We start from the raw sequence: 18,260 nt of genomic DNA on the forward strand, positions 1-18,260 counted from the left end.
TGCCGAGGCGTCGGCTATAATCGGCGGCCGGCGATGGCGCCGCATCGCATCCGCCGCGCCGGGCACCCCCACCATTGGAACGATCACATGAAAACCCGCACGCCGCTGCTGCGCATCACCATGATACTGGGCGCCCTGCATGCCCTGCTGGGCTGGCTGCTGCTGCCAGCGCTGCCCGTCGGCCTGGCCGGCTGGCTGCTGGGCGGCGCCGTCCTGCTGGCGTCGACCATGCTGATGCCGATGACCATCTTCGCCCGCGCCGTCACCAACGATGCGCGCCTGGCCGACCGTTTGAGCTGGGCCGGCTCGCTGTGCATGGGCTTTTTTTCTTCGCTGTTCGTGCTCACCGTGCTGCGCGAACTGCTGATGCTGATCCCCGCCACCCGCCCGCATGCCCAGGCCTCCGCCGTGGCGGCGCTCGCCCTGGCGCTGCTGGCCACCGTTCTTGGTTTCATCAACGCCCGCCGTGTGGCGCGCGTGCGCGAAGTGACGGTGCCGATTACCGGCCTGCCGGCCGCCCTGCAGGGTTTTAACATCGTGCAGCTGAGCGACATCCACGTGGGCGCCACCATCAAGCGCGCCTATGTGGACGCCATCGTCGCGCGCGCCAACGGCCTGCAGGCAGACCTCATCGCCATCACGGGCGACGTGGTCGACGGCACGGTGGCGCAACTGGCCAGCCATACGGCGCCGCTGGGCGAGCTTCGGGCGCGCCACGGCGTCTTTCTCGTCACGGGCAACCACGAATACTATTCGGGCGCCGCGCCGTGGGTGGCGGAATTTCGCCGCCTGGGCTTGCGCGTGCTGATGAACGAACACACGGTGCTCGAGCACGACGGCGCGCGCCTGGCGCTGGCCGGCGTCACCGATTTCAATGCCGGCGCCTTCGATCCGGATCAGCGCAGCGACCCGCAGGGCGCCATCGCCGGCGCGCCAGCCGATATCCCCCGCATCCTGCTGGCGCACCAGCCGCGCAGCGCGCCCGAGGCGGAAGCGGCCGGCTACGACCTGCAATTGTCGGGCCACACGCACGGGGGGCAATTCTGGCCATGGAATCTGTTCGTGCCGCTGCAGCAGCCCTACGTGGCGGGCCTGCACCGGCAAGGCCGCCTGTGGATTTATGTCAGCCGCGGCACGGGTTATTGGGGCCCGCCGAAGCGCATCGGTGCGCCGGCGGAGATCACGCGACTCAGGCTGGTGGCGGCATAGAACTTCAAGGAACTACAAGATTCACAGCTCTGCAACACCTGATTGCAGCCGCCGAAACGTTCTTTGATGCTGTTGCGATAAGAGGAAATGGCAGTTTTCAGTTACTTTAGGAATAATCCTAATGGTAATATGGGTTGCCATGATATCAACCTTGGAATCGAATATCCCATGACCTCATCGTTTAACTTTAGTGATCTTTGCGACCAGAATATCAATGTCTTAATAGGGTCCGGTGCCTCGTTTGGTTTGTTCCCGACGTTGGAACTTGGAATTAAAGCGGATGATGGGACACATACTACGGTTGAGTCTCTGGCCACCCTTTTCGCCGATCGATCCGACCCTCGATATTCAGCCCTCTTTGTGCACTACTACAAGACGTGTATCGAACCCGTTCTCTCGTTTGACTATTCTGGTGCGATGAAAGCCGGGCCACAAGCGACAGCTCTGGAAAATTATCGAAAACTCCTCAGTTCGTTGCTCTTGCTGTTGAAGCGTAAGAGACCTGATCAACGCAAGGTATGCAACTTATTTACGACGAATTATGACGGGTGCATTGCCCATGCTGCGGAAGAACTTTGGAAGGAGCGCAAGCACGAATTCTACCTTAATGATGGAACGACTGGTTTTAAGCGTCGCTATCTGGATGCTAGGAATTTCAGTACTGTGACGACGCAAACCGGAGTATTTGGACGACACCGTAACGAAGTCCCCCAAGTCAACTTGATCCATTTACACGGTTCAAGTTACTGGTTTAAAGATGCAGATCGAATACAAGTCAATTATCTGACAAACAACGCAGATAGGCTGGTAACCTCAGGCGCGCTCGCCAGATGCGATAATTTTTCCGACGTGCTACTCGACGCAACGAAGATGGTGAAAGACCTGCCAGATGTGAGATTTATCGGAAAAGAAACTTCAGCGTTTTGGTCAAAATACGATTTACTACCTATCGTAAACCCCACAAAGTGGAAGTTTCATGAAACCGTCTTTGAAGAGCATTACTATCAGATGCTCCGATACCTGAGCTATGAGCTTGAGAAGCCCCATGCTGTGTTGTTGACTTTCGGATTTTCATTCGCAGATGAACATATTCGTCAGTTGGTTAGGCGTTCACTATCGAATCCCTCACTTCAAGTTTATGTATGCTGCTACAGCGTAGGGGCGAAGGCCTCTATTGAAAAGCATTTTGGTGAGTTTCCGAACGTGCAGGCAATCGTTCTCGACGATCCGCTGGATTTCAGTGCATTCAATGATCAGGTATTTACTGCTTCGCCGCGCGTAGTTGGCGTAAAGGATGCATTAGCTGAAGTGGCTGCGGCATGACTATCCGCGTCGGAGAGGTCGTCGCTGTCGAAGGGACAAAAATTACAATTCGTATCTTCGAAGAGTCGAATCGGGATACGCTTTTTTTGCACGGGGAGAAATATAAAGGCATATCGATCCGAGAATACCTATCGATACAACGTGGTTTCAAGGACATCATATGCTTAGTCCAAGGTGAATATCTGGATGAACGCCGATTCGAAGGTGACGGTAGTAGTTCGTACTTTGTACGCCGGATCGAAGTAAAACCAATCGGATACCTAGAAGAAGGACGATTCAGAGAAGGAATCAAATTCCTTCCAATGATCAAAGACTCTGCTTTTCTCATGCAGGAATCGGCTGTCAAGGCCCTATACACGTCAAAGGACGAGTCTAAGGGCTTGATGATTGGACAGCTTCTCAAAGAAGAAATTCCAATAGCGATCCCATGGCAGCGTCTCTTCAATACGCACATTGGAATTTTTGGCAATACCGGTAGTGGCAAGTCGAACACACTTACCAAACTTTATACTGCATTGTTCGAAGCCAAATCTCGTGATTTTGCTCAAAAAAGCAGATTTGTATTACTCGACTTCAACGGAGAATATACAAATAATCAATTAATCGATGCCGAACAAAAACGTGTTCTTCGTCTGCGGACTGCTGTTGACGGGGGAGACAAGATCACCATCAGCCAAGACGAGTTTTGGCACACCGAAACGCTGTCGATTTTGTTTCAAGCAACCACTAACACGCAGCGACCATTTATCAATCGAGTCGTAACGAGCTGGGACAAACATCGCAAACAAGTAAATAGCCTGGCACGCTTCTTTGCATTTACTTGCAAATCAGTTTTCTCATCGGCCGCCCCAAGGACTGAATGCCTGGACTTGCTGCGGGTCGTATGTAAGTTAATTCAAGCCGAAGAATTGCAAGCGTTTCTTGGCACGGTCAATTGGCATAGTCAGCAGGGCAAGTTTTTTGTGGCAGGACCGCGATTTTTCGACTCTGATGGGAATAGGTATGCTGCCTTACTGCAAGTATTAGTGAGTGATGTGAACATAGATAATCTCAACACATTCGATGAATTTTTGGTTCGTGCCCACCTTCATCTAACGCTTGACGTTTTAAGCAGTTTTGTTCAGTTTGAACACATTCAGCCACTACTCAAACGCAGTGAATCCGCGTTTACGAATCTAAGGCGGGTTGTCGATATTTCAGATGCCTTACCCGAAGCACGCATTTTGACAGTAATCTCGCTGCGCAATTGCAACCAAGATACTAAGAAAGTGCTCCCACTATTAGTGGCGAAACACTATTACAACAGCCATCGTAGCAGCGTCGCGTCGCCTCCCGATAGAACAATGCATTTGATCATTGATGAGGCCCACAACATTTTGTCGGAACAGTCATCAAGGGAGCACGAAGTTTGGCGGGACTATCGCCTTGAGCTATTCGAAGAGATTATTAAAGAAGGTCGCAAATTTGGCATGTTCTTGACTCTATCAAGCCAACGCCCAGCAGACATTTCTCCAACTATTGTATCCCAACTTCACAATTTTTTTATTCATCGTTTAGTAAACGAACGAGACCTATATTTGATCGACAACGCGATCAGCACGCTCGATCAGGTATCAAAATCACAGATTCCCAACCTGCCGAAGGGGTGCTGCATTGTGACTGGTACTTCATTTGACCTGCCGATGACTCTTCAAGTGGATCTTCTAGAGAGACATAAACAACCAGATAGCGAGGACGTGGACCTTGCTGATATCTGGTCAGAGAAAATTGACGATCTCATTTAACTATTGAAGAAACCACGAGGAGCAAGAATGAGCGAAAACATCTACAACATTTTTTTGCTATTTGAGAACGACGTTTGTTCGGAACTAGCTTACAGAGTTCATCAATACGGTGGAGCCCAAGAACATGCAATGGAATTCCTCAGGATACAAGTTGAAAAGGATTTTCGCTTGGCCACAAAATTCAAACTGACTGGTCCATTCACACGGCAGCAATTTAACGCCCGTAGTCGCTTTGGGGACAGCCACCATCTAATCGAAGAATTTTTTGTACAGGTTGACGCTGGGCCCGCACCATTGCTCTGTATAACGCCTGTCAAGGATGGAAATGTCTTCTTTAACTATAGTTGCTCAGGAGAATTAGATGTAAATGATGTGGCACAGACGCTTGGCGAGAGGGGCTATATGGACGATTGGCTCGTTAAGTATACGAACACATCAGGCATCAATCTTTCTTTGCTCATCCATGATGACTACTTCCTTGCTATAAAGCTCGCATTCAACAAACGGCTCTATGTATCGGCGATGAAATTGTTGGTGTCGTGCATTGATAGCGTTGCGTATATCGAGTACGGTGACGTACCAGGGCCGCAGCCATTTATCCTATGGCTCGATGCCTATGCTGATTTGGCGCCGCTCGGGATTACATCCGCAGAGCTTTGGGAAATGCGCAATGGCATCTTGCACATGACGAATATTAACTCGAAAAAAGTTCGCGCCAACAAGGTACGGCGCATCTCTTTTAGAGTGGGTGGATTAGGCAGCGCCACGCAAAACCCCTCTGGCGATGTCTACTATTTCGACTTCTACAGTTTAATTCAAGCCTTCGGTGCTGCTCAGGGACGATGGGTGGAGACTTACAATAACAACCGAGAAAAGTTTGCACAATTTATCGAACGTTACGATGAAACAATTTCAGATAGTCGGCAAACCATTTATACGACCAGTGAAAGTGGTCACTAATAACCTATCGTCACAATCCGGTGTTGCACCCACGTACGTCGCCAAACTGCGGCCCACGCAGCTAAGTATGTGCCTGCTGCTCCATTCACATTCAAAAGCAACCGGCAATATGTATCTGGGAACTCTTGCTCATTAATCGGGCCGCATCTGCGCGGCGAAATCGCGCTGGCGGAACTGCTCCAGCAAAAAATCGACGAAGACGCGCGTCTTCGCGGGCAGCAGCTTCTTGCTCGCATAGTACACGGACAGGGGGCCGGAATCGGCGTGCCAGCCGGGCAGCAGGCGGATCAACGCGCCGCTGCGCAAATGGGCCAGCGCGTGCGGCATGGGCAGCAGCGCCACGCCGACACCCATGATGGCTGCCTGCGCCATCGCTTCCGGATCGTCGAAGATGGCGCGCGGCCGGCATTCGGCCACGCCTTCGCCGCCCGAACCATCGCGCAATATCCAGCTGCGCAATCTGCCGCTGCCGGCCGAGCGGCGCGCCACGCCGTCGAATTGCGCCAGGTCCGAAGGATGGGCGGGCATGCGTTTCCCCCGCATGAAGGCGGGCGACGCCGTGGCGACGACGTGGGCGTGACCCAGTTCGCGCGCCACCACGCCGGGCGTCAGCTCGATGCCGCCGCCGATGGCGACATCGAAACCTTCGCCGATCAAGTCCACTTGCCGGTTGTCGAAATGGCAGTCGGGGATGACGCCCGGGTAGCGCGCGATGAACTCGCCCAGCAAAGGCACCACATAGCTGCGCCCGAACGACGGCGCCATGCTGATTTTCAGGATGCCGGCCGGCTGGCCGCCCTCTTCGGCCACGCCGGCGATCGCCTCGCGCAGGGTAGACAGGGCGCCGCCGATCTGCTGCAGGAAGCGTTCGCCCCCTTCCGTCAGGGTCAGGCGGCGCGTGCTGCGCTGGAACAGGCGCAGGCCCAGGCTCGCTTCCAGCCGCGCCACGTTCTTGCTGACGGCCGCCGGCGTCAGCCCCAGGCGGCGCGCGGCCGCCGAAAAGCTGCCCAGCTCGGCGGACAGCACAAACGATTGCAAGTGATTGAGGGCATCCATGCGCCTATTCTACCCGCTCACTTGATCGTTTTGGTTGAAAGTGATTGTAGCGATTCATGGCTAGCGCGGCAGGAATGAAACCTAGATACTGAATTCCTCGACTCCTCACACAGAAAGCCCATCATGCAAACCCAAAGCAACCATACCCAGTCACTGCTGAACAAGATCGCCTTTGTGACGGGCGGCTCGCGCGGCATCGGCGCGGCCATCGTGCGCCGCCTGGCCAGCCAGGGCGCCCATGTCGTCTTCACCTATCAAAGCTCGGCCGCCGAAGCGCAGGCGCTGGCGGCCAAGGTGGAAGCGGCCGGCGGCAAGGCGCTGGGCGTGCAAGCCGATGCGGCCGACGCCGCGGCCCTGACGGCCGCCATCGACCAGGTGGCGGCGCAATTTGGCCGTGTCGACATCCTCGTCAACAACGCGGGCGTATTCCTGCCCGGCGCCATCGATGACTTTTCGCTGGCGGACTTCGACAAGACGATTGCCGTCAACGTGCGCGCCGTGTTCGTGGCCATCAAGGCGGCCGTGGCGCACATGCAGACGGGCGGGCGCATCATCAATATCGGCAGCACGAATGCGCACCGCATGCCCTTCGGCGGCGCGGCCGCCTACGCCATGAGCAAATCGGCGCTGAGCGGCCTGACGCAAGGCCTGTCGCGCGACCTGGGACCGCGCGGCATCACCATCAACAACGTGGAACCGGGCCCCGTCGCCACCGACATGAACCCGCCCACGGGCGACTTCGCCGACCTGATGCACGGCCTGATGGCCCTGCCCCGCCACGGCACGGCCGATGAAATCGCCGGCATGGTGGCTTACCTGGCCAGCGACGAAGCGGCCTTCGTCACGGGCGCGGGGCTGAAGATCGACGGCGGTTTTGCCGCCTGATCCAGCCCGAACATCAGCGAACGGTGCGCCGCCACACCCGCCATGGCGCCGTCGGCCACCGCGAACGCCACGCTGCCGGCCATGCGGCCCGCGTCACCGCAGCAAAAGATGCCGGGCACGCTGCTGGCCTTTTGCTCGTCGGTGCGCACGAACGGACCCATGGCGCCCTCTTCCAGCGCGCAGCCCAGCGTCACAGCCAGGGCACTGGCCAGGCGGGTGCGGGTGGCCACGAACAGGCCGGCCATCGCATGGCGGCTGCCGTCGGCCATGACCACGTCGGCCACGCCGTCGATCCGCGCCACGGGCGTGCGCAGCACCGTCACGCCGCGCGCGCCCAGTTGCGCCAGCTGCGCCGCATCGGGCTCGAACGCGCCATTCAGGAAAAAAGTGACCGTGCCCCAGTCGGGCAACATCAGCGCATGGTGCATCGACAGGGGCCCTGTGGCCAGCACACCGATGGCGCCCTGCTGCAGTTCATAGCCGTGACAATAGGGGCAGTGAAAGACGCTGCAGCCCCAGCGCTCGGACAAGCCATCGACGGGCGGCAGCTCGTCGATCACACCGGTGGCCAGCACCAGGCGGCGGCCGTGAACGACATTGCCGTCCGCCAGGATCACGTCGAAGCCATCGCCATCGGGGCTGGCCGCCGCCTGCACGGCCGTGCCGTCCAGCCAAGTGACGGTGGCATACGCCAGCAGCTGCGCCTTGCCCTCGGCGGCGATGGCGGCCGTCCCGCTGCCGTCCTGGGTCAGGAAACCGTGGGAGTGGCTGGCGTAGCGGTTGCGGCGCTGGCCGCCGTCGATCACCAGCACGCGGCGGCGCGCGCGCGCCAGTTGCGTGGCGGCGGAAAGGCCGGCGTAGCTGCCGCCGACGATGATGGCGTCAAAGATGTGCATGGGGTGCTCCTCGGTGGATGGCATATTGTTGGCTGAAACGGTCGGCCAGGTCGGCCAGGGTGACGGCGCCGAAGCGCCGGATCAGCAGCGCCTCGGCTTCGTCGAAGGCGCCGGCCAGCGACTGGTTGACCACCTGCTCCACCAGGCAGCCAGGCTGGTCGACGCGGTTGCCCATGGCGAAGATGGTGGGCGAACCGACGGCCACGTAGATGTCTTGCAGGGTCACCCTGTGCAGGTCGCAGACGATACGCCAGCCGCCGCCATGCCCCTTGCCCGAGGCCACGTAGCCGCGCTCGCGCAAGCCGGCCATCACGCGCCGCACCAGCACGGGGTTGGTGTCCAGGCAGCCGGAGAGTTCCTCGGACGTCATCGGGCGTCCCGCGTGGGCCATGTGCAGCAGCACATGGAGGATCGATGATAGTTTGCTGTCGCGTCTCATGTAACTCATGATAGTACATAAGTTCCGCATATGCAAACGAGTTGCAAAATCCTGCACAAAAAAAAAGGGGTCAGACCCTGTCGGGTCTGACCCCAGCCTTTGCTTCAGGGTGATTTTTTAAGCTGCGGATGTTTCCTTGCGACGCCGTCCCCGCCACCACAGCAGCAAGGCCAGCAGCACCAGCACGCCGACGATGATGCCGGCGCGGGCCAGGCCAATCAGGTTCGAGGCACGACCGCCGTTGCGCAGGGTCGTCACCTGCTCCGCCGTCACCTTCACGTCAGGATTGCCGTACATCTTCTGCACGTAATTGCCGAGGGTGACGATCTGCTCGTCCGACAGGGTCTGGCGGAAGGCTGGCATCAGGTGTCCCGCAGTATGATTACCCTTGCCATCCTGCCGCTCCACCCCATCAAGGATCGCCATCACCAGGTTGTTGCTGTTGCTGCGGCCCGTCACCGAGTTGTGGAACAAGGGCGGCAAGCTGCCGTCGAAACTGCCCTCGCCCTTCGCCTGGTGGCAGCTGGCGCACTGCGCATCGTACAGCTGCGCACCCGACATCTTGTTCAATTCCTGCGGCAGCGGCACGCCGCGGATCGCATCGAGCTCATCGCCCGCCTGGCCCCATTGCGTCACCGGTTTCGTGTCCGCCTTGTCGCGGATGGCGGGCACGCTCTTGATGTAGTGCGCGATGGCGTCCAAATCCGCGTCGCTCAGGTGCTTCAGGCTATGGTCGATGGCTTCGGCCATCGGTCCGGCAGCCTGCCCCCGGTGCGCGGCGCGGCCCGTGCGCAGGTAATCGACCAGGTCTTGCTGGCTCCAGCTGCCGATGCCGCTGTTGGCGTCCGAGGTGATGTTCGGCGCAAACCAGGTGCCCAGATCAAAGCCCCCCAGCTCCTTCGACAGCTGCTCGGCCATCAGCGCGTTGCGCGGCGTGTGGCAGGTGCTGCAGTGGGCCAGCCCTTGCGCCAGGTAGGCGCCGCGGTTCCACTCCATGCTCTTGGCCGCATCGGCCACGAACGGCTTCTTGTCGAGGAAGAGCCAATTCCAGCCCGCCATCGACAGGCGGATGTTGAACGGGAACGGCAAGTCCGTCTGTGTTGCCGGCGCCGTGTCCACCGCCGCCACGCCATGCATGAAGTAGGCGTACAGGGCGGCCGTGTCGTCATCCGTCACCCTGGCGTAGGCCGTGTAGGGCATGGCCGGGTACAAGTGCGCGCCGTCGGCCCGCACGCCATGGCGCACGGCGTCGGAAAACTGCTTGAGCGTGTAGTTGCCAATGCCGTGCGTTGTCGACGGCGTGATGTTGGTGGCGACGATGGCCCCCAGCGGCGTGGCCAGGGACAGTCCGCCCGCCATCGGCTTGCCGCCCGGGACGCTGTGGCAGGCGATGCAGTCGCCCGCCGTCGCCAGGTAGCGGCCACGTTCGATGGCCTGCACGTCGGCGCCGGGGGCGTTCGCCGCCAGCACGGGCAAGGCCAGTGCCAGCAAGGCGGCGCCGGCTGCCATTCTGAAGGTCGCCATCATGCTGTTCCTCCCTGTTGTTCGTCGAGGATATGCTTGACGGTGCGCAGTGCCACGGCCAGGCCGTTTTCCGTCGAATTGCAGGTGCCCGACGTGGGCAGCACGCCGGTGCTGCACAGGAACAGGTTGGCATGATCAAACGTGCGGCCCCACTGGTCGCACACGGCCTTGGCCGGATCGGAACCCATCGACAGGGTGCCGCAGATGTGCTGGTTGTTGGCGAACACGCCTTCCTTGCTGTGGCGCAGATTGGTGCCGCCCATCAGTTTGGCGATCTGCTCGAAATCCTGCTTCGAGCGCTCGTGGCCCCGTCTCGTGTACTCGTCGATCGCATAATGCGCCTGCGGCTTGGGGATGCCCATGGCATCCTTCTCGCTGCTGAGGGCGATGCGGTTTTCCGGGTTCGGCAGCACTTCCAGCACGTTTTTCAGGCTCATTTCGCGCGCCGAGCGGAAACGCAGCTGCTGTTCGAATTCGGCGCCAAACACGCCCTTGCCGATCAACTCCCTGGTCGCGCCATCGACGCGCGAGATGTTCGTGAAGTCGAGGCGGTACGGCGAATGCTGGCTGCGGAAGTCGCCGTCGCGCATGGTGTTGATGGAATTGGGACTTTGCGGGCCCCGGCCCAGCCACAGGTCTTCATCGGCGTCGAAGGTGATCGAGGTGCTCGGGTGGTCCATCAGATTGCGGCCCACCATGTCGCTGCTGTTGGCCAGGCCGTTCGGGTACTTGTCCGTGGCGGAAACGAGCAGCAAGCGGGGGCTTTCGATGCCGTTGGCCGCCAGAATGAAGGTCTTGGCCGTGACCCGGTGACTCTTTTTATCCACGTCGTAGTACAGCGCGGCCGTGATGCGGCCCTGCGCGTCGTGTTCCAGCTTGTAGACATTGGCGTTGCACACGATTCTGACGCCCGCGTCTTCCGCCTGCTGCGCGGCGATGCCGCCGTGGTATTGCGCGTCGATGGGGCAGATCGGCTGGCAGCTGTTGTTGCCGCAGCAGGCCGGGCGGCCATCGTAGCTAACGCTGTTGCGCGCCACCGTATTGCCCACCACCTTGAACGACGGGTCGAGGCGTTCGCGGATGCGGCGCATGGCGTACGGCTCCGTCACGGCATCCATCGGGAATGGCTGCTTGCGCGGCGAACCCGTGTTCTCCGCACCCGAGACGCCCATGATCTCTTCCGCTTCCTGGTAGAACGGCTCCAGGTCTTCGTAGCTGATGGGCCAGTCGACGCCCACGCCGTACAAGGTGTGGATGCGGAAATCGTTCGGCACGTTGCGCCACGCCTGCGCGGCCCAGTGCCACGAGGTGCCGCCAAACTGGCGGATGTATTCGGCCGGGTACGGATACGGACCGGCCTGCACCAGGTAGCCGTTATCCTTCGGCTGGTAGATCGGGTGCGGCGCCGTGGCGACGGACGGATACGGCGACATCCAGTCGCTGCGGCGCGTCGTGTTGCGGAAACGGGCGACGATTTCGCCGCGCGACACGCGCGGGCCCGCTTCGAGGATCAGCACCGAGGCGCCGGCCAGCGCCAGTTTGCGCGCGGCCAGCGAACCGATGATGCCGGAGCCGATCACGAGGTAATCGGCGGAGAGTGCTTCAGCCATGATGGCTCCTTAAATGGGTTTTCTGGCCCAGCTACCGTAGGCGCCGTAGGAATACGTGGGAGGCTTGAGGACGTCGGCCACGACGGCCGCGTTCAGCGCCTGCTCGTAGGCGACGCAGACGGCCGCCTCGCCCGTGCCGATGATGCCCAGGTACCAGGCGCTGGCGATCTGGCGCGGCAGGGCCGCCAGCGGCGACTGGGCCGGGTCAAGCGCATCGAGCGCTTCCTGCAGGCCGGCCGCCTGCAAGCCCTGCGCATTGATCAGGGCCAGCAGCGCGCGCACATTCGCGGGGAAGGCGGCGTCCTGCGCCACCAACGCGTCATACAGGCGCCGGGCCAGCACGGGATCGAGCACCTGGCGCCCGACCAGCATGGCCGACACGCCCAGGAAGGCGCCCTGCTCCGCACTGGCGACCGGCTCGGCCAGCGCCCAGGGAATCAGCGCCGCGGCCGAAGCCGACAGCAAGCCGGCCAGCACCATGCGGCGGCCGGGATTCAGGGGGCCGCGGCCCTCCTTGTTGTGTATAGCGTCCAATTGAAGCTCCCGTGAGTTCAGCAACCGTTCAGAAAGAATGCTTGAGACCGACCATCACCACCGTCTGGCCGCCGTTCGACGACGGCGTGCCGTTTTGCGAATCGCCGACCGAGGCGACGGCGTCGACGATGGCGCCGTTCTGGCCCAGGGTCTGGCCGCGCGCCAGCTGGCGCGCTTCGATCAGGTAGATCGCCGTGCGCTTGGACAGCGCGTAATTCTGTTCGAACGACAGCTGGCGGTAGCGCGCGCGGTCCGACACGCCGTTGGCGCGGCTGGCGTAGGTGTCGCTGTAGCCGGCGCTCAGGAACCACTGCGGCGTCCACTGGTAGCTGGCGATCAGGCCGGCCGTGTTGAAGATGGCCGTGTCGCGGAACGTGGAATGGCTGCCCGCCTGGTATTGCACGTTGCTGGCGTTGGCGCCCACCATCCACTTGCCCATGGTGTAGCGGGCGCTGGCGGCGATGAATTCGATGCTGTCGGCCGAGGCGTAGCCCTGATTGATGGCGGAGATGCCGAAGCTGGCCGCGGCCTTGTCGCTCCAGCCCGTGCCGTTCTCGCCATTTTTCAGTTTCAGATAGCCGAGCGCAAATTCCGCCGGCGAGGTGCTGTACTTGACGGCGGCGCTGAAGCTGCTGCCCACGGCATTGCCCTCGGCCGCTTCGCCGAAGCCGTATTGCGCGCTGGCCTGCAAGCCGCGCCACGCTGGCATGCTGTAGGTGACGGAATTGCTGATGCGCACGGTCGTATCGAGGCCGTCGATATCGCCCGGGTGTGCGCCGGTGGCGCCCGTCAAGACGTTGCTCGACGCCAGGGAACCCACGAGCAGGTAGTACGGCGTGTACTGGCGCCCGGCCGTCAGGCTGCCGTAGGCGTGCGATTGCAGGCCCACGTAAGCCTGGCGGTTGAACAGGGCGCTGGCCGAACTTTGCGCACCCGTATCGCTTTCAAAGCCGTTCTCCAGCAGGAACAGCGCCTTCAGGTCGCCGCCCAGGTCTTCCACGCCCTGGAAACCGATCTTGCTGGCGGACAAGTTACCGCTGCGCATGTAGGTGTTCGACTTGCCGCCCTGGTTGCTCGCGTACGCGGTGGCCGCGTCGACCACGCCATAGATGGTGACATTGCTTTGGGCGCAAACGTTTGCGCCGATGAGCGTGGAAACGGCCAGCGCCGCAGCGCGCATGCATGTATGGTTCATTTTTTTCCTGACTTTCCTGTTTTATCTGGCGAAATACGGGCGTGGCGCCCCGTTGCCGCCCCATCAACAATGGGGCATCCGCTGTTCTTCTTGATCTGGATCAAGTGCGGCAAATTATACGCTTATTTACTCACATGTAAGTGATTGACTGTAGAGCATAGTCTTATAGCAAAACATTGATTAGTCTTATAGCAAAACCAGAAGGCGCGCAGGCGCACGCCCGGCAAGGTGCGGCAATGCGTGGAACGGGCATGACAAAAGCAGCGGCGGCGCGTGTCGAAAAACACGCGCCCGATGATGCTCAGGCAAGGAGAAGTTTGGGGTTCAGCGCAGGATGGCGGGCGCCACCGGCAGGGTTTCGAGGGCAATGAAGGCTTCCAGCGCGCGGCGCATGTCTTCGAACACCTGCTTGCCGTACGCTTCTTCCAGGTGGGCGTATTGCAGGTCGATCAGCTTACCCATCTGCAGCAGCAAACTGGCGCCCGCTTCCGACAGATGCACCTTGCGGCGGCGCTGGTCGCCTTCGAACTTGCTGCGTCCAATCAGGCCGATCTCTTCCATGCGCGCCAGGATGCCGCTCATGCTGGGGCTGGAAATCTGGCAGATTTCGCACAGCTCGCGCGGTTCCAGGGTGGGGCTTTCGTTCAGCGCGCGCATGATGCGCCACTGCTGCTCCGTCACGCCGAAGTGATTGAGGATGGGGCGGAAATGCTGGAGCAGGCTGTCGCGCGCCTTCAGCAGCAGTTGCGGCATGTTCGGATAACGGATCGGTAGCTGCAAGCGGAACTCCCTGGGTGACCGGCAAATGAGCGTCATTATACGGCCGGCCCAGGGCAAACGGCGGACTGACAACGATGTATTTTTCGCTACGTCCGCCCTGCCCCACGCCCTTCTCCCCGCCCCTCTGCCCGCCCCTCTACCTCCTCGTGCGCATGCCGCTGCACGGACCACAGCACGCCCGCCGTCAGCAAGACCATCGCGCTCCACTCCAGCGGGCGCGGCATGCGCTGCGCGTAGGCGAAGCCGTACAGCAGCGCGAACAGGGTCTCCGACAGGATCAGCTGGCCCGACAGGGTGACGGGCACCCGGCGCGACGCCAGATTCCACAGGTAGTTGCCGATCACGGAAGCGCCCAGCGCCAGCAGCAGGCACACAAACCAGAAGCGGGGCCAGTCGCGCGCCGGAGAGCCATCGGCGCCGCCCGCCGGCTGCAGCGCCAGCATCACGGCGCCCACGACCAGCGCGATGACGCCGCTGGCCAGGCCATACAGCATGGCCCACTCCGCGGCGCTGACATGCGCATGGCGCTTGAGGAAACGGGCATTGTCGAGCGCATACCAGGTCCAGCACGCGAGCGCGCCGATGGCGCACAACACGCCGGCCAGCTTGTGCGCCAGGCTGGCGCCATCCGCGCCCGCGCCGCCTGCCTGGCTGAAGATATCGACATTGATGCAGGCGATGCCTGCGGCCACCACCAGCAGCGGCAAGGCCAGGCGGCGCAAGGGCGGCGCGCCGTGGTCCTTGTGGCCGAACAGCGTCACGCTCAGGGGCAGCAAACCGATGATCAACGACGTGGGCGCCACACCGGCCAGCTTGACGCCATACGCCAGCAGCAGGTAATACACGACGTTGCCCGCCAGCGCCTGGCGCAGCATGGCCAGCCAGTCGCCGCGCCGCAGCCGGCGCAGCAGGGGCAGGAGGCGCGGCAGCATCAAGCCGGCCGCCAGCGCGCCATAGCAGATGTAGCGTCCCACCATCAGCTCGGCCGGAGAAAAATCCGGCAGCAAGACGGGCACAATGAAAACGGCGCCCCAGAAGGCGCCGGCCAGCAAACCAGATACGATCCCACGCCACATGCAGCCACGCTCACGTCATTATTCAAGGACGCCAGTATAGGGTATGCGGCGCGAGTCGCCCGCCGTCAGCCCTTCGCTTTTCTCTGCCCGGGGATGAAGTGTTCGCGCACGGCCTTGGCCAGCAAGTCCGGCGGCAGCAAGCCCTGTCCCAGCAGGAAGTTGTTGAAGGCCAGGCGGTCGAATCGGTCTCCCAGCGCCAGCTCCGTTTCCGCGCGCAGCTGCAGGATGCGCGTATAGCCGTAGAAATAGCTGCCCGCCTGGCCCGGCATGTTGAAGGTGTAGCGGTCCAGCTCCTGGCGCGCCATCGGTTTCGACAGCATCACTTCATCCGTCAGGATGCGGCCCGCCTCTTCGCGCGTGACTTGTCCCAGGTTCAGCATCGGGTCGAGCATGGCGCGCGCCGCGCGCAGCATGCGGAACTGCAGCGCGATGAACTGGCCCTCGGCCGGCTCGTACGGGATCATCTCCGCTTCCGCGTACAGCGCCCAGCCTTCCACGTTGACGCTGTTGAACGCATACAGGCTGCGCGCCTGCGACACGCCCCGTTCCACCATGGCGCTGAATTGCAGCTCGTGGCCAGGGCGGCCTTCGTGCGCGCTCAGGGTCCAGGCCGCGCCCGCGAAGTTGAAATCGTCATACGCTTCGCCCTTGCCGCTGGCAGCCGGATTGCTGACGGGCAGGACGAACTGGCCGTGCTCTCCCGTATTGCCGATCAGCGGAGGCGGACGCATATGCGGCGCCGGCTGGGCCGCCGATTCGGCGGCGGACGCCAGGCGCATGGTCATGGCGCGCGCAGGGATATCGACCACGCGCTGCCGGGCGATGCGTTCCTCGAGCTGCGTATTGACGCCCTTGTAGTGCGCTTCGAGCTGCGCGTTGGGGATGGAATCGCTCTTCAGCGCGCGCAGCACCTGGCGGTAGTCGCTACCGTCGACGCCCTTCAAGGCCAGCCTGGCCGCCACCACGGGCGCCAGCGCCTGCATGGCGGCGCGCGTTTCCAGGTAGGATACCTGCGCCCGTTCCACCAGCGCGCGCGGCTCGATGTCGATGCCCACCTGCTTCAGGCGAAACGCGTACAGCTCGGGCGCCATGCGGAAATCCGTGCGCGCCAATGGCAGCACCACCTGCTTTTCCCATGCCGCATAGTCGTTCAGCTGCTGCTCCATGGCGGCCAGCGCGGGTTCGGCGCCCGCGATCTTCATGTCGGCGAACAGCTTGCGGATGCCGGCGATATACGTGGGCACGTTTTCCAGCGACTGCGCCACCTGCAGGCGCACGGGACCGGCCAGGTCAGGCGTGCCGATTTTCTCCGTGAAGCGCGCCTTCGCCTGCTGCGTGATCGGCGTGCTGCCCGGGAACTGGCCCACATAGCGCCGCAGGCGCTCAAGCGCCTTGGCGCGGCGCGCGGCCGGGCGCTGCTCCTGCAGCAGGCTTTGCATGCTGCCAAAGACCATTTGCGGCACATCGACCCACGGCAAGGTGTATCTGGCTTCCAGCTCGGTGCCGGCGATTTCCTGGTCGACGGCGCCGATCAGAATTTCCAGGTCCTGGCGTATGCGTTCGTCGCGTTCCAGTTCCAGCTTCTGCTGCAACTGCGCGCGCGCCTTCCGCATGGCCGCGACCTGGCGCCCGGTGATGTCCGGCCCCAGGTCGGCGGCCAGGCCGTCGTACTGGGCCAGGCCCCTGTCGGACGCGTCTTCGGGCGAGAACTGCGCCTGCGCCGCCAGCACGATGGCCGCGTTGCGGTTGCTGGCCTCGACCCAGGCGGACGACGCGGAAGCAGCTGCGGAAACGACGGGGTCGGCCGCCATGGCGGGCATGGCCAGCGCGGCTGCAAGCGCGGCGGCGAGCACGGTCTTGCACAATTGCGGAGTGACGGACATCGGGGGATTCCTTCAAAGGTGAGCGATGAGCGAAGCGGCGAGTATCGGCCAGCCTCGCAGGCCTGTCAATTCACCCCGTTCAGGACGGGCAGGTTCCACGGCGTGACGATCTGGATGGCGGACAGTGACGGCGATTGCGCCAGGGCCGGCAGCGCGCCCTGTGCCCGCAGGATTTCCTGGCATGCACGGCGCATGTCCTGGCCCAGGTCGTGGTGCAGCACGGCCTGGATGGCGCCCGACTTGAGCAGCGCCACGTTGTCCGCGTCGAGATCATGACCGATGAAGACCTGGCAGGGTCGGCCCGCTCGCGCAAAGGCCTGCACGATGGCGGCATTGCCGCCGCCGATCGAATACACGGCGGCGATGCCCGGATGATCTGCCAGGGCTAGACGCACCAGCGCCCCCGTGGCCCCGTCGATGCCGTGGCCCTCGCTCACTTCGACGATGGATAAATGGCGGTGACGTTCGCGCAGCGCCCGGCGAAAGCCGATCTCGCGCTCTTCCTCGCCATGAAAGCGGTTGCTGCTCAGGGTCACCAGCACCTGCTGTTTTTTCCTGCTGCCCAGCCACTGGCCGACCAGGCAGGCGGCCGTCTCGCCCGCCGCGCGGTTATCCATGCCCACGTAGCTGCGGCGCGCGGAGCCTGGCAAGTCAGTCACCAGGGTCACCACGGGAATGCCGGCCGCCGCCAGCCGGTTCACCGCTTCCGCCACCGCTGGCAAGTCCGGTGCTTTCAGCAGCACGCCGTGGCTACCGTTCTTGCGGATGCGCTCCAGCAGGTCGACGATGCCGTCCACGTCCAGCGTTTCATGCAGGTGAAAGCGCGAACGCAGCACGGCCGGATGCAGCGACGGCAATTCGGCCTCCAGCACGGCCCGCACGGCGTCCGTGAAGCGGCGCGGCGCCACCATCAGCACATCGAGCATGAATTTTCTGCCAGACAGGCCCACCTGCGTGCTTTGCCGCGCCAGTTCATCGAGCGCCTGCATCACGCGGCGCACAGTATTGGCGTGCACGCCCCCGCGCTGCTTGATCACGCGGTCGACCGTGGCCACGCTGACGCCGGCCTGCAGCGCCACGACCTTGACGGGGAACGGATGCGTCAT

Annotated in this window: 16 protein-coding genes; 5 read left to right on the forward strand and 11 right to left on the reverse strand. The window is 61.8% G+C overall.

Annotated elements, in window-relative coordinates:
• Positions 1 to 87: 87 nt before the first annotated feature.
• The 4 genes from JAB4_RS17380 to JAB4_RS17395 all read left to right on the forward strand — a co-directional run bounded on the left by JAB4_RS17380 (position 88) and on the right by JAB4_RS17395 (position 5,276).
• Positions 88 to 1,209 carry a metallophosphoesterase gene (locus JAB4_RS17380; RefSeq protein ID WP_070218476.1) on the forward strand — a complete coding sequence of 374 codons (1,122 nt, stop codon included), beginning with the start codon at positions 88 to 90 and terminating at the stop codon, positions 1,207 to 1,209.
• Positions 1,210 to 1,377: 168 nt separating this feature from the next.
• Positions 1,378 to 2,532, forward strand: coding sequence for an SIR2 family protein (locus JAB4_RS17385; protein ID WP_070308454.1), 1,155 nt, complete (start codon positions 1,378 to 1,380; stop codon positions 2,530 to 2,532).
• A complete protein-coding gene (locus JAB4_RS17390) occupies positions 2,529 to 4,316 on the forward strand; it encodes a DUF87 domain-containing protein (protein ID WP_070218478.1) in 1,788 nt (595 codons plus the stop codon). Before JAB4_RS17385 ends, JAB4_RS17390 begins: the two co-directional genes overlap by 4 nt.
• A gap of 27 nt (positions 4,317 to 4,343) precedes the next feature.
• Positions 4,344 to 5,276 carry a hypothetical protein gene (locus JAB4_RS17395; protein WP_070218479.1) on the forward strand — a complete coding sequence of 311 codons (933 nt, stop codon included), beginning with the start codon at positions 4,344 to 4,346 and terminating at the stop codon, positions 5,274 to 5,276.
• A gap of 132 nt (positions 5,277 to 5,408) precedes the next feature.
• Here JAB4_RS17395 and JAB4_RS17400 read toward each other — a convergent pair whose 3' ends face one another.
• Positions 5,409 to 6,332: a LysR family transcriptional regulator gene (locus JAB4_RS17400; RefSeq protein WP_070218480.1), complete on the reverse strand. Its 924-nt coding sequence runs from the start codon at positions 6,330 to 6,332 to the stop codon at positions 5,409 to 5,411.
• 123 nt (positions 6,333 to 6,455) lie between these two features.
• On the opposite strand from JAB4_RS17400, the gene JAB4_RS17405 reads away from it, so the two are divergent.
• Positions 6,456 to 7,217 (forward strand): SDR family oxidoreductase, encoded by a 762-nt coding sequence (locus tag JAB4_RS17405; RefSeq protein ID WP_070218481.1) that lies wholly within the window; start codon positions 6,456 to 6,458, stop codon positions 7,215 to 7,217.
• Here the strand turns inward: JAB4_RS17405 and JAB4_RS17410 are convergent.
• The 10 genes from JAB4_RS17410 to JAB4_RS17455 all read right to left on the reverse strand — a co-directional run bounded on the left by JAB4_RS17410 (position 7,145) and on the right by JAB4_RS17455 (position 18,260).
• Positions 7,145 to 8,113 carry an NAD(P)/FAD-dependent oxidoreductase gene (locus JAB4_RS17410; protein ID WP_083287223.1) on the reverse strand — a complete coding sequence of 323 codons (969 nt, stop codon included), beginning with the start codon at positions 8,111 to 8,113 and terminating at the stop codon, positions 7,145 to 7,147. The two genes, JAB4_RS17405 and JAB4_RS17410, sit on opposite strands and share 73 nt — an antisense overlap.
• A complete protein-coding gene (locus JAB4_RS17415) occupies positions 8,100 to 8,552 on the reverse strand; it encodes an Rrf2 family transcriptional regulator (protein ID WP_070218570.1) in 453 nt (150 codons plus the stop codon). The genes JAB4_RS17410 and JAB4_RS17415 overlap by 14 nt, the downstream gene beginning before the upstream one ends.
• A gap of 117 nt (positions 8,553 to 8,669) precedes the next feature.
• On the reverse strand, positions 8,670 to 10,079 hold the full coding sequence (locus tag JAB4_RS17420; RefSeq protein WP_070218482.1) for a cytochrome c: 1,410 nt from the start codon (positions 10,077 to 10,079) through the stop codon (positions 8,670 to 8,672).
• Complete coding sequence (locus JAB4_RS17425; RefSeq protein WP_070218483.1) at positions 10,076 to 11,686, reverse strand: GMC family oxidoreductase; 1,611 nt, start codon at positions 11,684 to 11,686, stop codon at positions 10,076 to 10,078. The genes JAB4_RS17420 and JAB4_RS17425 overlap by 4 nt, the downstream gene beginning before the upstream one ends.
• A 9-nt stretch (positions 11,687 to 11,695) precedes the next feature.
• Positions 11,696 to 12,220 carry a sorbitol dehydrogenase family protein gene (locus JAB4_RS17430; protein ID WP_227741979.1) on the reverse strand — a complete coding sequence of 175 codons (525 nt, stop codon included), beginning with the start codon at positions 12,218 to 12,220 and terminating at the stop codon, positions 11,696 to 11,698.
• A 28-nt stretch (positions 12,221 to 12,248) separates the two neighbouring features.
• On the reverse strand, positions 12,249 to 13,415 hold the full coding sequence (locus JAB4_RS17435; protein ID WP_227741980.1) for a porin: 1,167 nt from the start codon (positions 13,413 to 13,415) through the stop codon (positions 12,249 to 12,251).
• A gap of 324 nt (positions 13,416 to 13,739) precedes the next feature.
• Positions 13,740 to 14,195, reverse strand: a complete 456-nt coding sequence (gene hpaR / locus JAB4_RS17440; RefSeq protein WP_227741981.1) for a homoprotocatechuate degradation operon regulator HpaR — start codon at positions 14,193 to 14,195, stop codon at positions 13,740 to 13,742.
• Between the two features lie 86 nt (positions 14,196 to 14,281).
• Positions 14,282 to 15,271 (reverse strand): DMT family transporter, encoded by a 990-nt coding sequence (locus JAB4_RS17445; RefSeq protein ID WP_070218486.1) that lies wholly within the window; start codon positions 15,269 to 15,271, stop codon positions 14,282 to 14,284.
• 65 nt (positions 15,272 to 15,336) lie between these two features.
• Complete coding sequence (locus tag JAB4_RS17450) at positions 15,337 to 17,154, reverse strand: DUF885 domain-containing protein (protein ID WP_070218487.1); 1,818 nt, start codon at positions 17,152 to 17,154, stop codon at positions 15,337 to 15,339.
• A gap of 65 nt (positions 17,155 to 17,219) precedes the next feature.
• Positions 17,220 to 18,260 carry a LacI family DNA-binding transcriptional regulator gene (locus JAB4_RS17455; RefSeq protein WP_070218488.1) on the reverse strand — a complete coding sequence of 347 codons (1,041 nt, stop codon included), beginning with the start codon at positions 18,258 to 18,260 and terminating at the stop codon, positions 17,220 to 17,222.

The sequence above is a fragment of the Janthinobacterium sp. HH102 genome (genome assembly GCF_001758625.2).
Classification (GTDB): domain Bacteria; phylum Pseudomonadota; class Gammaproteobacteria; order Burkholderiales; family Burkholderiaceae_D; genus Janthinobacterium.